Source organism: Larkinella knui (genome assembly GCF_003858645.1).
GTDB classification, from domain to species: Bacteria; Bacteroidota; Bacteroidia; order Cytophagales; family Spirosomataceae; genus Larkinella; species Larkinella knui.
Genome location: NZ_RQJP01000007.1, coordinates 285542 through 297386 on the forward strand (window position 1 = coordinate 285542; position 11845 = coordinate 297386).

14 protein-coding genes are annotated in these 11845 nt (G+C 51.9%); 10 read left to right on the forward strand and 4 right to left on the reverse strand.

Going from position 1 to position 11845, the window contains the following annotated elements; translation table 11 throughout:
- Positions 1-6 precede the first annotated feature (6 nt).
- A complete protein-coding gene (locus EHT87_RS29645) occupies positions 7-1413 on the reverse strand; it encodes a TolC family protein (protein WP_124910403.1) in 1407 nt (468 codons plus the stop codon).
- Between the two features lie 282 nt (positions 1414-1695).
- Here EHT87_RS29645 and EHT87_RS29650 point away from each other — a divergent pair, with 282 nt between their 5' ends.
- From EHT87_RS29650 to EHT87_RS29670, 5 genes are all read left to right on the forward strand, one after another.
- A complete protein-coding gene (locus EHT87_RS29650; RefSeq protein ID WP_124910404.1) occupies positions 1696-2373 on the forward strand; it encodes a response regulator transcription factor in 678 nt (225 codons plus the stop codon).
- Positions 2370-3644 (forward strand): sensor histidine kinase, encoded by a 1275-nt coding sequence (locus tag EHT87_RS29655; protein WP_124910405.1) that lies wholly within the window; start codon positions 2370-2372, stop codon positions 3642-3644. The genes EHT87_RS29650 and EHT87_RS29655 overlap by 4 nt, the downstream gene beginning before the upstream one ends.
- Positions 3645-3756: 112 nt before the next feature.
- The gene (locus EHT87_RS29660) at positions 3757-4194 is read left to right on the forward strand and encodes a DoxX family protein (protein ID WP_124910406.1); all 438 of its coding nucleotides are present in this window, start codon (positions 3757-3759) and stop codon (positions 4192-4194) included.
- Positions 4187-4669: a glutathione peroxidase gene (locus EHT87_RS29665; protein WP_124910407.1), complete on the forward strand. Its 483-nt coding sequence runs from the start codon at positions 4187-4189 to the stop codon at positions 4667-4669. The genes EHT87_RS29660 and EHT87_RS29665 overlap by 8 nt, the downstream gene beginning before the upstream one ends.
- A gap of 1 nt (position 4670) precedes the next feature.
- A complete protein-coding gene (locus EHT87_RS29670; protein ID WP_124910408.1) occupies positions 4671-5141 on the forward strand; it encodes a MarR family winged helix-turn-helix transcriptional regulator in 471 nt (156 codons plus the stop codon).
- A gap of 84 nt (positions 5142-5225) precedes the next feature.
- Here the strand turns inward: EHT87_RS29670 and EHT87_RS29675 are convergent, their stop codons facing one another.
- Positions 5226-6284 (reverse strand): winged helix DNA-binding domain-containing protein, encoded by a 1059-nt coding sequence (locus EHT87_RS29675; protein ID WP_185716381.1) that lies wholly within the window; start codon positions 6282-6284, stop codon positions 5226-5228.
- A gap of 104 nt (positions 6285-6388) precedes the next feature.
- Complete coding sequence (locus tag EHT87_RS29680) at positions 6389-6916, reverse strand: DinB family protein (RefSeq protein ID WP_124910410.1); 528 nt, start codon at positions 6914-6916, stop codon at positions 6389-6391.
- A 133-nt stretch (positions 6917-7049) separates the two neighbouring features.
- On the opposite strand from EHT87_RS29680, the gene EHT87_RS29685 reads away from it, so the two are divergent.
- The 5 genes from EHT87_RS29685 (at position 7050) to EHT87_RS29705 (ending at position 10976) form a co-directional block, all read left to right on the forward strand.
- Positions 7050-7922, forward strand: a complete 873-nt coding sequence (locus EHT87_RS29685; protein WP_124910411.1) for an arylamine N-acetyltransferase family protein — start codon at positions 7050-7052, stop codon at positions 7920-7922.
- 100 nt (positions 7923-8022) lie between these two features.
- On the forward strand, positions 8023-8544 hold the full coding sequence (locus tag EHT87_RS29690) for a nuclear transport factor 2 family protein (RefSeq protein ID WP_229321467.1): 522 nt from the start codon (positions 8023-8025) through the stop codon (positions 8542-8544).
- Positions 8545-8665: 121 nt separating this feature from the next.
- Entirely contained in the window at positions 8666-9292 is a 627-nt protein-coding gene (locus tag EHT87_RS29695) for a carbonic anhydrase (RefSeq protein WP_124910412.1), read from the forward strand.
- Positions 9293-9410: 118 nt separating this feature from the next.
- Positions 9411-9935 (forward strand): hypothetical protein, encoded by a 525-nt coding sequence (locus EHT87_RS29700; RefSeq protein WP_124910413.1) that lies wholly within the window; start codon positions 9411-9413, stop codon positions 9933-9935.
- A 12-nt stretch (positions 9936-9947) separates the two neighbouring features.
- Positions 9948-10976 (forward strand): patatin-like phospholipase family protein, encoded by a 1029-nt coding sequence (locus EHT87_RS29705; RefSeq protein WP_124910414.1) that lies wholly within the window; start codon positions 9948-9950, stop codon positions 10974-10976.
- 27 nt (positions 10977-11003) lie between these two features.
- Here EHT87_RS29705 and EHT87_RS29710 read toward each other — a convergent pair whose 3' ends face one another.
- Positions 11004-11693 carry a hypothetical protein gene (locus EHT87_RS29710; RefSeq protein WP_124910415.1) on the reverse strand — a complete coding sequence of 230 codons (690 nt, stop codon included), beginning with the start codon at positions 11691-11693 and terminating at the stop codon, positions 11004-11006.
- Positions 11694-11845: the final 152 nt, after the last annotated feature.

The window sequence follows — 11845 nt, forward strand, 5'->3', positions numbered from 1 at the left end:
TATACTTTATTTAATCTGGTTCATAAACAGCGAGATATCTCCCTCGGCAGCGGCTTTCAGGAGCAGATACCGCCAGACGTTGCTGGTGGCGATGTAGCCGTCGGTTTCGGCCCGGTTCAGGGTCACGAAGCTTTGCAGGAGGGTGGGCAAATCGGCCAGTCCGTTCTGGTAGCGGGCTTTGGCCTGGTTGTAGGCTTGCTGCGCGGCCCGGAGTTGGACGGGTGCCTGCCGGGCCTGTTCCAGCCCAACCTGCAATTGCGTATCGGCTTCCCGGTTCTGGCGGGTAATGCGCAATTGCTGGTCGTTGTAGAGTTGCCGGAAACGTTCGACCTGAAACTGTTCGCTGCGGTAATCGTGTTTGACGCGCAACGTATTGGTCAGATTCCAGCGGGCCACGACGCCGAACAGATAATTATACGCCTGATAACCAAGGCCCCGGCTAAAATCCATGCTGAAGGCATCGCCGGTATTGGCAAATCCCGAACCCCGGGCCCACCCGGCTCCGACGAGCGAAATCGACGGCAGCATGGAACGCTGGAGCGCCACCGTCCGCGCGGATGAGAAGTTGATCTGGGATTGAAAAAACCGCAAAACCGGGTTTTTCGGAGAAATTGAATCCGATTGGAAAGTGGTTTGCGGTAAAGTCGTATAGAATTTCATGCTGTCGACCCGCAAACCGGCCTGCACCTGGCCGATGAGTTCCGAAAGCCTGAGCCGCTGCACCTGTTCACGCTGCTGACTTTCCAGGAGTTGAAGCCGCGCCCGAACCGCTTCGGCGGTCGCCAGCGAACTATCGACGCCCGCCCGCATACCGGATTGAACGCCCGCATCGACCACATTCTTGAACGTCTGGGCGCGTTCGACGTTGCTGCGCTGGACTTCTGCCAGTTTCTGGTTGATCAGCAGCGTTAAATAAGCGTCGATGATCCGAATCTGATGCTGAAAGAGTTCGTTTTCGTAATCGGACTGCGAACGGTGAAGATCCGCTTCGGCCACCTTCACGTTGGCTTTCACCCGGCCAAAATTGATCACCCGCCAGTCGATGACGGCGCTGGCGAAACTGCCGGTGGTGCCCTGGTAGATGTTGTCGGACCGAATACCGCCGGAGGTTGAAACCGACGTTCCTTCGTTGGGGAAAAACGACCCGTTCAGGCTGTTGCTGGTTGCGTAGGTGTACTGATCCTGGAGGATGACGGTGGGCAGATAGTCCGTCCGGCTGGACTGAATCCGCTTTTCAGCACTCTGGATTTCGGCCTGTTTGGATTTCAGAAACGGATAAGCCCGCGTCCCCTGCTCGATGGCCTGCGACAGCGTCAGGGTTTGGGCGAAACTGATACCGGGGCCGGGCAGAAGTACCGTAGCAACCAGGAAAAGTTTGAATGATCGGATAAACCAGAAAATAGCGTGTTTCATTGGCGATTGCGGATCACGATGGTGACAAATCGGTGATCAACAGCCTGCAAAACAAAGGGGCAATTCTGGAAACATTTGGAAAGTAAAAAGATTGTTTCGCAGAGTTTAGCGGAGAAAATCAGAGTTTATCAGAGTTATTTTTCTCTGTGTAACTCCCCTTTTTCTCTGCTAAACTCTGCGAAACAATCTTTTTTTCATCACCCCCTCCATGAGAAACCTCCAGAATCTTTCCAACATTGGCCTCTACTTTTGGTGTTTAGTTTAGACGAACCCCGTAGAAAAATGAAGGTACTGGTAGTAGAAGATGAAAAAGGCCTGGCCGAAAGCATCACCGACTATATGAACAAAGAGGGGTATATTTGCGAGACGGCGGGGACGTTCCGGGAAGCCGACGAGCGGATTTATCTCTATGATTATGACTGTGTTATCGTGGATCTGACGCTGCCCGACGGCGACGGTTTTCAACTGATTCAGACGCTGAAGAAGCTGCTGGCCACTACGGGGGTGATCATCATCTCGGCCCGTAATGCGCTGGAAGATAAGATTCGGGGGCTGGAAATTGGTTCGGACGACTACCTGACCAAGCCGTTCCATCTGTCGGAACTGAACGCCCGGGTGAAGTCGCTGATTCGCCGGCGGAATTTTGGCGGACAGACCGAAATCCGGTACCACGAAATCCGGGTGCTGCCCGCGTCGCGGAAGGTGTACATCAACGATCAGCTGACCGTCATCTCCCGAAAAGAATACGATTTATTGCTGTATTTTCTGTCGAACATCGACGTTGTGCTGACCAAAGTTTCCATCGCCGAACATTTGTGGGGCGACAACATCGATTCCGCCGATTCACTGGATATGGTTTATTCACACATTAAAAACCTGCGCCGAAAGCTACTGGAAAAAGGCGGTTCGGATTATGTGCGCTCGGTGTACGGCATTGGGTATAAATTCGGAGAACCTTGAAACTGCTCGCTAAAACCAACCGCATTTACCTGGCCTTTTCGCTGGCCATTTATCTGTTCGCCGGGCTGGCCTTTTATCAGGTCGTCCGGATTTTGATTTATCGGGAAGTCGAAAGCCGGTTGCGGGTGGAACGACTTGATTTTGAGGCTTATATACGCGCTCATAAGTCCTGGTCGGATAGTACGTATTTTATTGAAAATAAAGTCGACGTCGTGCCGGTTGGGCATCGTCCGCTGTTGCCCGAAACGTTTATCGACACCCTGATCCGGAACCGGTACGACGATGAACTGATGCCGTTCCGGCAGCTTACGTTTTATACCACCATTCAGGGCGTAACGAACCGGGTGTCGATTCGAAAATCGCTGATTCAATCCTACCAGCTGATCGAGGTCATTACCGCTACGATGGCGACCTGTCTGGGGCTGCTGCTGCTCGGCACGTTCTGGTTTCAGGGAAAACTGTCGGGGCGGCTCTGGCATCCGTTTTACGAAAGTCTGTCGCGCATCAAACGCTTCAATCTGGCGAGCGCAACGCCCCTGCAACTCGATAAACCGGAGATCAACGAGTTTCGCGAACTGAATGAGGTACTTCGGAAGATGGGCGACAAAATGCAGCAGGATTACCGCAGCCTGAAGGAATTTACCGAAAATGCGTCCCACGAAATCCAGACGCCCCTGGCGCTCATCAATGCCAAAGTCGAACAGCTTATTCAGTCGGAAAAACTGACCGAAAGCCAGGGCCGCTGGATTGAAGATATCTACCAGGCGTCCCGGCGCATGGCCCGGCTGAATCAGGGGTTGTTGCTGTTGGCAAAGATTGAGAATCACCAGTTTACCGAAAACCAAACCGTTGATCTGACGGCTTTACTGGCCGAAAAACTGACCGACATGGACGAGGTCTTGCTCCACAAACAAATTACAGTTCAGATCCCGAGCCGGGTGCCGTTTGAGGTTCAGTTGCCGCCGTCACTGGCCGATAGTCTGGTGATGAATCTGGTCAACAATGCCATCAAACACAATCATGCCGAGGGGCGCGTGGAACTGGCGTCTGACGGGCAAAGTTTGTGGCTGGGCAATACGGGTAATGCGCTGGTTTCGAACCCGGAACGGCTTTTTGAACGCTTCAAAAAGGAAGGCTCCAGCCCCGATTCCGTGGGGCTTGGACTGGCCATTATCCGGGAGATCTGCGACACCTACGGGTTGCAGGTGCGGTATGAAGAGCAGAAGGGCTGGCACCGGTTTTGCATTTCCCGGCGATTGGAAGCCGCGTAGATCCGCGCCGTGTTCCGGCTGATTTTCCTGAAAATTTAATTTTGTTGATGCCCGGGAACATAAAATAGCTACATTTACATCGCAGGCGATTTAAACGTATACGACTTAAAAAATGAAAACTCCCCAAACCAGCACCCTCCAAAATATCTTCAGGATTCTCCTGGGCGCCTTCATGATTCTGGCCGCTCTTGGGCACTTCACCTTCCAGCGGCAGGATTTTCAGGCGCAAGTCCCCAATTGGTTGCCTTTGAGTAAAGATCTGGTGGTCGTTCTGTCGGGGGTTGTGGAAATCCTTCTGGGATTAGGAATGGTGTTTGGGGGCCGCCATAAAGTAAAAATCGGGCTTGCCTTAGCGGTTTTCTACGTTCTGGTTTTTCCCGGCAACATCGCTCAATACCTGAACCGAATCGATGCTTTTGGTCTGGATACGGATCAGAAACGGCTGATCCGGTTATTTTTTCAACCGGTATTGGTAGCCTGGGCTTTGTGGTCAACGGGCGCTTATCAATCTCTTTTTTCTACCTCTAAAAGCAATTCAGATCATGCCTGACCAAAAATTTTATGACTTCGAAGCGGCCAACCTTGCCGGAGAAGTCATTTCGATGGAACAATACAAAGGGAAAGTGATCATGGTCGTCAATACGGCGAGTCAGTGTGGTCTAACCCCGCAGTATGAAGGCCTGGAAGATTTATATACCCAGTATAAAGACCAGGGATTGGTTATTTTAGGCTTTCCCTGCAATCAATTCGGGGGCCAGGAACCGGGAAGTTCGGCCGACATTCAGGAATTCTGTCAGTTAAATTACGGGGTGAGCTTCCCGATGTTTGCCAAAGTGGACGTCAATGGTGAGAATGAGCATCCGATCTTTACCTACTTGAAATCTGAATTGGGAGGCCTTTTCGGTAGTAAAATCAAATGGAACTTCACTAAATTTATTTTGGATAAAAAGGGCAGACCCGTCAAACGGTTCGCGCCGACTACGGGGCCAAAGGCTACCGAATCGACTCTAAAAAAGCTCTTGTGAAATGAAAGATACCGGGATTCTATATCTGGAGCATCAACTCTGTTTTCCATTGTATGTTGCTTCAAGATTGACAACTCAACTGTATGGCCCTTTATTAAAAGAAATAGATATTACCTATCCGCAATACCTGGTTTTGCTGGTGTTGTGGCAAAAAGATCACCAGTCAGTAAGTGAAATAAGTACGCTTTTGTATCTGGAATCGAATACGCTGACGCCCCTGCTGAAACGGCTGGAACAGAAGCAGCTGATCCGCCGGAAGAGGCTGGATTCCGACGAAAGGGTGGTAGAGATTTCACTGACAGAAGAAGGGAAAAATCTTCAGGCCAAAGCCATCTGCATTCCTGAACGAATTATTGAATCGTTTCGCAGTAGTGAAACCACCGTTGCTGAACTAACTGATTTTAAAAAAACACTGTTAAAAATGATTAACACGCTGGAAGGCAAAACCGCTTCCGGCCTTCTGGAGTCGTAAGGCGAGGGGAGTTGGCCTGGGCGAACTCGTCGCAGGTGGATAGTCTGAAAATACGGCTCCTGCCAGCCTGCCACAAGAAACGACTTACGCCAGTCCTAAAAACCGCCGGTATCGGTCCTGGGCATCCAACAACGCCTGATTCTGAGCGGCACTGAGGGAGTGAAAAAGAGTGGTTTCCAGCAAAACCGCATTCTTCTTCAACGTCCGTCGCCAGGTGCCGGCCACCCGCCCGTCGATTACGATAACCGGACTGAAAATACCGTTGCCGGAGGCTGCGATTTGTTCCGGATTCAGGCCGCCAAGCGGGGCACTGCGGTCTTTATAAGCCACCAGGTATTCGTCATAAACCGGTAACAGATAGGCGGTTGTGGCGCTGGTGGTTGGTAAAGATGCGGGCATCCAGTACGTTTGCCCTTCAATGACTTCGGAAACAAAACCGCCTTTGACCATCTCCATTCCGGCTTTGGCATCGGTCAGCGTCAGGCCCGACCACCAGCTAAAATCCGCCAGGGTAGCGGGGCCGTGGCTGGTGAAATACCGCCGGGTCCATTCGGCCAGTGCTTCGTCGCGCAGCAGGGGTTTGGGGGCGGGAATCCATTCGTCGAGGAGCGTAAAGGTGAACTCCTTGCCGCGCCGGACGCCGTGGCAAATCAGCCGGTCGCAGGAAGCTCGCACCAGCAGGAAACCCAGCCGGTTTTCGTGCGCGGGGATACCCGCCTGCTCCAGGATGGTCTTTAGTTCGCTACGAGTCAGGTGTTTACCACCCAGCAAAGCCTTTTCGAAAACCGCTTTGCTTTTGGCAATCACCGTTTCGCTTAATTCGAGCTGGCGGAAATGACTCGCGTACAGGTTCTGCGAGCGCGGCTGGTTTAGCTCCAGAATCCAGTGAATATCGGCAGCTGCCACAAAATGCAGGGTGCCGCGCATCGGCCAGGTACGAATCAGGGTGCGGTCGGCGATCGCCTGCTCGATGTCGGCGTCGGTGCTGCCCGGTAGCCGATTGCCAAGGGCCCATTTTCCGGCGGCATACTCCTGCCCCTGAACCGCCCCGAACCACGCCACCGTCTCGCCGGGAGTCGCCAGCGTAGTTTGAGTAAGTTGTTGATTGTGAAGGCGGTATTGGATAAGGTCCGAATGAGTCATTGGATTAAGAATAAATAGGAGATAGGAATACGGATCAAACGGATGGAACCGATTTCCACGGATAGAATCCGTTTTTATCCGCCCCATCCGTTTAATCCGTGCTCCTATGTTCTCAAAAAATAAAAACTATAATCCGTCATCGGGGCATCCGTCAGGCCCACATTCCGGCCAATCGTAACGAGCTGTCCCCGGTGATAGGTGCTGTGATTCAGGCAATGCTGAAAAAATTCGATGCGCGAACGGACACCTTCCGCCCAGGGCGACGTAAAGATGACCTGTTCCTGCCATTCCGATGCCGTGAGCGACAGCGCATAGGTCGTCATTTCTGCCGATTGTTGCAAAATTCCTTCAAAAACGTCATCCACAGTGCCCTCAAATCCAAACCACCGGAACGATTGCGGAGGAGTGGTTTGTTGCAAAACAGAAAGCCAGAACCGTTGCGTATCCCAGATGTGCAGGAGCGTCTCTTTCAGACTGGGAAAACTCGACGGTACGGGTTGGACCATCAGCCCGGCGGGTTTCGTTTTCAGCCAATCGACCAGCGTTTGGTTTGCCCACTGGTTATAAATGGCGAGGTCGGTCAGGAAAGACGCGACCGTCAGTTCGGTTTGTTCTGCAAGTGCTTGTGCCATGATCGTGTTGGTTTGTATGGTACAAAGAAACACCGGAGGTATGACAGCCCTGTGTCAGCAGCAAAAGCCGGCAGGGCGGTATTTTGAAAAATTTCCCGGACTTTTTTTTCACATGTGTTGATAACTTTTTCAGATGCAGTCCCCTTTTTCTCAGGAAAACAAACCGGAACCGGCGGTTTCGGGAATTGATCTCGACGCCTATTTCCGGCGCATCGGCTATGCCGGTGAGCGCACGCCAACGCTCGAAACGCTGCGGGCGCTGCAACGTTTGCACACGGAAACCATCGCGTTTGAAAACCTGAATCCGTTGCTCGGTCTGCCGGTTTTGCTCGATATCGATTCGCTTCAACAAAAAATGGTGCACACTGGTCGGGGTGGCTATTGTTTCGAGCAGAATCATCTGTTGAGCCACGTTTTGAAGGCGCTGGGTTTTCGGGTGAGGGGGCTGGCGGCCCGGGTTCTGTGGAACGTTCCGGAAGGCGAGGTGAAAGCCATTAGCCATAAACTGCTGAACGTGGAAGTGGGTGATGATTCCTTTCTCGTCGATGTGGGTTTTGGCGGTCTGTCGCCCACCGGGCCGCTGCTGCTGGAGTTGGATACTGTACAGACGACACCCCACGAACCGTTTCGGCTGATCGAGTCCAGCGAAGAACTGGTGGTGCAGGCGCAGGTGAAAGACGAATGGAAGTCGCTGTATCGCTTCACGTTGCGGGAGCATCTGCTGCCCGACTATGAAGTCTTTAGCTGGTATTTGTGTACCAATCCCAACTCGTATTTTATCAACAATCTGGCCGTTGCCCGATCGACGGCCGACCGGCGGTATGGCCTGCGCAATACGGTTTTTACGACGCATCATCTGGGTGGTGAATCCGAGCAGCGTGACCTGGCGAGCGTGGCCGAAATTCGCTCCGTACTCGAGGAGGTTTTCCTGCTGACACTGCCCGACGTGACAACGCTCGATTCGGTTTTGCAGCGGCTCATTGACCAGGCCGCCCCCATCAGCTAATCGCTCTGTTGCTTGCTGTTTCGTGTCGTAAACTGGTAAGTGGTTGTCGTTTTTTGGTACAGATGGCCCGGCTAACGCCCGGTACCTTTGTCAAAAAAACATGAAAACAATCACACTTGCTTTGGTAGTGGCAGTCAGTAGTTTGGGAAATGCCCAGGTCGTTTTCGACAAGAAGGCAGCACCAAACCGCGTAACCACTGGCAGGCAGCAACAATCAGAACCGATGGAAAAAGGAGCAATCAAGGTCGTCAGTACGTTTCTGGCCGCCGTACAGAAGGGCGACAATGCCACAGTAGCCGCGTCGTTACACCCGAACATTGAGTGGAGCCAGCCGGGGAGCAACCGGTTTTCGGGACCAAAAAAGTCGAGCACGGAAGTTTTTCAGATGGTGGGTGGCATGCTGGAGGTGTCGGCCGGTACGCTGGCTTTGACAGACGTGAAGGTGACAGCCGCAAACGGCAATACCGTCGCCTGTGTGGTGCATTGGAAAGCCGTAAAGCCCACCGGCGTGGTGCTGGATGTGGACAACATTGACGTGTATACCGTTGAGAATGGCCAGATTGTAAAGGCAAAAGTTTACTCGGCAGATTTGGCGCAGGAAGATGATTTCTGGCTCAACTAGAAGAGACCAACGAGACGTTGAAAAGCCCCGGTTGTATGCTAAACACAGCCGGGGCTTTTCTGTTTTTTGAAAGAAAGGAATAATTTGACGAAATTCGACTTTTACTTTCCCATTCCATCCCATGACTATTGACACCATATTTCAAAACAACGAAAAGTGGATTGCCGAAAAGCTAGCGGTTAATAAAGACTATTTCAACGATTTATCAAAAGGGCAAAGTCCTGAATTTCTGTATATTGGCTGTTCCGACAGCCGTGTTACCGCCGAAGATCTGATGGGCGTTCAGCCGGGCGAAGTGTTTGTGCACCGCAACATCGCTAACCTGGTCAACAACGTCGATTTAAATGTGATGGCGGTGGTAAACTATGCACTCCGGCATTTAAAAGTGAACCATGTGGTGGTGTGCGGACATTACAATTGCGGGGGCGTAAAAGCCGCCATGGAGCCGGTCGATATGGGAATTCTAAACCCGTGGTTACGCAATATCCGCGATGTATACCGGCTGCACAAGGAAGAATTAAACGCCATTGGTGACACGGAAGCGCGCTACAACCGCCTGGTTGAACTGAACGTGGAAGAACAGTGCCTGAACCTGATTAAAACGGCGGCTGTTCAGGAAGCGTATCGTGACCGGGGCGTGGTCGTACACGGTTGGGTATTTGATATTCGTTCGGGTAAACTGATTGATCTTAAAATCGATTTCGAGAAGAAACTCGAAAGCATCATGGAAATTTATAATCTGTATTAAGCGGACTTCCTACGGTTAATCAATACTTCTTGGAATCTGACAGCGGTTCATTTACATTTAAAAAGTTGCTTTTCAGCCCGTTCCACTACTGAAAATTCCACTTTATAAATGAGGAACCATGAAAAAAAATGCGCTGTTGCTGCTGCTGTTCGCAGCCGTTCTACGAGCCAGCGGACAGGATTTCAACGAGAAGTGGGTGGTGCCGCTGGAGTTTTCGCAGGGCTTTAGTAAAGCACCTTCTTCGCCGGAATTATACATAGGTCAGCTGAGTGTTTCACCCCAATTTAAACTGGTGGATAAACGCCTGCGGGCTGGGATTACGGTCGGCGGTTTTATTACCTCGGGCCAGGTCTATGGGGTGGGCGGCCCGCGCCTGGCGCTGAAAATCGCTAAACTCGGAAAAATATTTACGGCCGACGCCGGAAATCTTCATCTTTCGGCCGATTACCTGTCTGGCACCCATAAACAGCAACTGCTGGGTGGCGGTTTTCACGCTGATCTGGCCGAACTTTTAATCCTCTCGCTCAATTACCGGCGCGACCTGCATTACCGGGCCAACTGGTTTCAAGTCGGGATTGCCTACCACCTGTATCGCGAAAAAATACCTGCCACGATTCAATCGAATCCTACGGACGTACGTTAAACCGACTTCTCTATGAAAGCATTGGTAATTGGTGGCGGAGGGTCCAAAGGCGCTTTTGCGGTTGGTGTCCTCAAATTCATCCACCAGAATATCCAGCCCATCGATACCTTCGATATTTACAGCGGCACCAGCACCGGCTCGCTCATCAGTCCCCTGGCTTTACTGGGAGAAATGGACCTGCTGGAAGAGATTTATACGACCACGCGCAATGAGGATGTTTTGAATAAACACAGCGTTGGCCGGATTCTGACGGACATTTCCATTCATGATGCAACGCCGTTGCTGAGGCTTATCGAACGCAACCTGACGGCGGCACGCAGCGCCAGAATCATGGCCTCGCTGAAACAGCTGTATCTGTCGGCAGTATCGTTGCAAACCCAGGAACTGGTGCATTTTGCCACCCGGGATACCGCATCGACCGCGTCGTACCGGATCGAGAAAATAACGACGCCCACCGAGTTGCAGCGTGCCATGCTGGCTTCGTCCTGCCAACCCATTTATATGCAGCCGATCGACGTATTCCAGCGGGGAAAAGAGCAGTTTTGCGACGGGGGCGTTCGGGAGAATACGCCACTGCAGGTCGCGGTTGAAAACGGCGCGACCGAAATTATTGCGATTTCAATGGGTCCGAAAGTGGGCCAGAGTGTTTTTTCAAGCAGTTTTCTGACCAAAGCAACTGCCATTCTGGGCTTTACTATCGATACGTTCAGCACCGACGTTGGTCAGAATGATTACCGGCTACCCACCTTTGTTGCCGAAGTCAATCAATACCTGGCAACCGTAAAAAGTCAGTTGGCCGCCAACGGCGTAAGCCCTTCCGTAATTGCCGAGAGTTTTGTCACCGCCACGAATCCGATCAGCAGCAAACCGTTGCTGAAACTGCACGAAATCCGGCCCGATATCAATCTTTCGTCCGACGAGTTTGGGGGTGAAGGCGGTCTGCTGTTCGACCCCGTTAAGATGCGGATGATGATGACGATGGGATTTGACATGGCAAAACGCCATTTTTCCGGTCTGGTACCGGCTGGACCTTCTCTTTAATTGGCAAGATTGATTCAGGTGGTTGCCTTATTGCGACCCGTAAGGCACCAGCCGGAAACGATACCGGAGCGTGATGTTTTGCCGAACGCCTTCAGGTAAAGGGCCGTCCTGATCCCCGGACGGAGCCATCCAGCCCGACCAGTCCGTCGATGCCTGCGGGCGTTTGGGCAGGTCGAGGGGAAAACGAACCCGCTCGTTTCGCACAAATACAAACATCTCCCACCGTTTCAGACTGATGGGCGTGGTTTCCCACGGTAAAATGACAAAGTCGCCCTCCTCCCGAATCCGATCGGGATGTGGATTTGACAGATCCTGCCCGTAAAATTGTGGAATCAGGATCGAGTCGATGGCCGCGCCGTTCAGAAATGATCGGGTCGACCGGACTTCCACTTCCACCACCGCCCGGTGATCGGGGTAATTCAGGCTATATTCCTGCTTGTCAGACCAGCCCAGATACAGCGCGATCCAACCGACGAGGGCAATCCCGTCGAAAATCTGAAGATACCGCAGGTACTGTTCCACCAGAAAATACCGGGCCAGAAACCAGATCAGGAAAAAGCCGGTAAAAGCTGCCAGAAAACCGCCCCAGGTGGCCAGGTAGGCAACTCCCAACCGGGCATCAGGCCCGGAGGGGTTGCTATTGAGGGCAATGGTGATTTCGGCAAACAAAAAATAAAACAGAGGGGCCGCGCAGAGACTGGCGACGAGTAAAGTCATAAATCGTTCCATGATGGGCAAAAGAACGATGTATGAACTGATTTATAAAGCAGGAATCAACACTAAGCCGGGTTGAATAAATAAGGCAGCCGGAAAAATCAATATCTTACAGCATGGTTTTTTAATGCTAAATTTTATGCACGATTTTTGAT

What these genes read in the sequence shown, in the direction of transcription:
- EHT87_RS29645 (WP_124910403.1), bottom strand. Translation starts at nt 1,413, where the DNA reads ATGAAACACGCTATTTTCTGGTTTATCCGATCATTCAAACTTTTCCTG.
- EHT87_RS29650 (WP_124910404.1), top strand. Translation starts at nt 1,696, where the DNA reads ATGAAGGTACTGGTAGTAGAAGATGAAAAAGGCCTGGCCGAAAGCATC.
- EHT87_RS29660 (WP_124910406.1), top strand. Translation starts at nt 3,757, where the DNA reads ATGAAAACTCCCCAAACCAGCACCCTCCAAAATATCTTCAGGATTCTC.
- EHT87_RS29665 (WP_124910407.1), top strand. Translation starts at nt 4,187, where the DNA reads ATGCCTGACCAAAAATTTTATGACTTCGAAGCGGCCAACCTTGCCGGA.
- EHT87_RS29670 (WP_124910408.1), top strand. Translation starts at nt 4,671, where the DNA reads ATGAAAGATACCGGGATTCTATATCTGGAGCATCAACTCTGTTTTCCA.
- EHT87_RS29675 (WP_185716381.1), bottom strand. Translation starts at nt 6,284, where the DNA reads ATGACTCATTCGGACCTTATCCAATACCGCCTTCACAATCAACAACTT.
- EHT87_RS29680 (WP_124910410.1), bottom strand. Translation starts at nt 6,916, where the DNA reads ATGGCACAAGCACTTGCAGAACAAACCGAACTGACGGTCGCGTCTTTC.
- EHT87_RS29685 (WP_124910411.1), top strand. Translation starts at nt 7,050, where the DNA reads ATGCAGTCCCCTTTTTCTCAGGAAAACAAACCGGAACCGGCGGTTTCG.
- EHT87_RS29690 (WP_229321467.1), top strand. Translation starts at nt 8,023, where the DNA reads ATGAAAACAATCACACTTGCTTTGGTAGTGGCAGTCAGTAGTTTGGGA.
- EHT87_RS29695 (WP_124910412.1), top strand. Translation starts at nt 8,666, where the DNA reads ATGACTATTGACACCATATTTCAAAACAACGAAAAGTGGATTGCCGAA.
- EHT87_RS29700 (WP_124910413.1), top strand. Translation starts at nt 9,411, where the DNA reads ATGAAAAAAAATGCGCTGTTGCTGCTGCTGTTCGCAGCCGTTCTACGA.
- EHT87_RS29705 (WP_124910414.1), top strand. Translation starts at nt 9,948, where the DNA reads ATGAAAGCATTGGTAATTGGTGGCGGAGGGTCCAAAGGCGCTTTTGCG.
- EHT87_RS29710 (WP_124910415.1), bottom strand. Translation starts at nt 11,693, where the DNA reads ATGACTTTACTCGTCGCCAGTCTCTGCGCGGCCCCTCTGTTTTATTTT.